This is a genomic window from Siminovitchia fordii DSM 16014 = CIP 108821 (assembly GCF_000374565.1).
GTDB classification, from domain to species: Bacteria; Bacillota; Bacilli; order Bacillales; family Bacillaceae_C; genus Siminovitchia; species Siminovitchia fordii.
The window spans coordinates 1-1162 of the sequence record NZ_KB894729.1; the positions used below are offsets into that span (position 1 = coordinate 1).

The following is a 1162-nucleotide window of genomic DNA, read 5'->3' on the forward strand; positions in this document are numbered from 1 at the left end:
CGGTACCACCGGATCACTAAGCCCGACTTTCGTCCCTGCTCGACTTGTAGGTCTCGCAGTCAAGCTCCCTTCTGCCTTTGCACTCTGCGAATGATTTCCAACCATTCTGAGGGAACCTTTGGGCGCCTCCGTTACTCTTTAGGAGGCGACCGCCCCAGTCAAACTGCCTGCCTGACACTGTCTCCCAACCCGATCAGGGTCGCGGGTTAGACGGTCCATACAGCCAGGGTAGTATCCCACCGTTGCCTCCACCGAAGCTAGCGCTCCGGCTTCCAAGGCTCCTACCTATCCTGTACAAGCTGCACAGACAGTCAATATCAGGGTGCAGTAAAGCTCCACGGGGTCTTTCCGTCCTGTCGCGGGTAATGCGCATCTTCACGCATACTATAATTTCACCGAGTCTCTCGTTGAGACAGTGCCCAGATCGTTGCGCCTTTCGTGCGGGTCGGAACTTACCCGACAAGGAATTTCGCTACCTTAGGACCGTTATAGTTACGGCCGCCGTTTACTGGGGCTTCAATTCGCACCTTCGCTTGCGCTAAGCGCTCCTCTTAACCTTCCAGCACCGGGCAGGCGTCAGCCCCTATACTTCGCCTTGCGGCTTCGCAGAGACCTGTGTTTTTGCTAAACAGTCGCCTGGGCCTATTCACTGCGGCTCCTCGGAGCTTTCACCCCAAAGAGCACCCCTTCTCCCGAAGTTACGGGGTCATTTTGCCGAGTTCCTTAACGAGAGTTCTCTCGATCACCTTAGGATTCTCTCCTCGCCTACCTGTGTCGGTTTGCGGTACGGGCGCCTGTTTCCTCGCTAGAGGCTTTTCTTGGCAGTGTGGAATCAGGAACTTCGGTACTTTATTTCCCTCGCCATCACAGCTCAGCCTTATGGCAAGCGGATTTGCCTACTTGCCAGCCTTACTGCTTGGACGCACATCCAGTCGTGCGCTTACCCTATCCTCCTGCGTCCCCCCTTCACTCAAACGGAAACGAGGCGGTACAGGAATATCAACCTGTTATCCATCGCCTACGCCTTTCGGCCTCGGCTTAGGTCCCGACTAACCCTGAGCGGACGAGCCTTCCTCAGGAAACCTTAGGCATTCGGTGGAAGGGATTCTCACCCTTCTTTCGCTACTCATACCGGCATTCTCACTTCCAAGCGCTCCACCAA

1 rRNA gene is annotated in these 1162 nt (G+C 55.6%); it reads right to left on the minus strand.

The window, feature by feature from the left end:
* Positions 1-1162, minus strand: a 23S ribosomal RNA gene (locus C509_RS0123085); the annotation flags it as partial.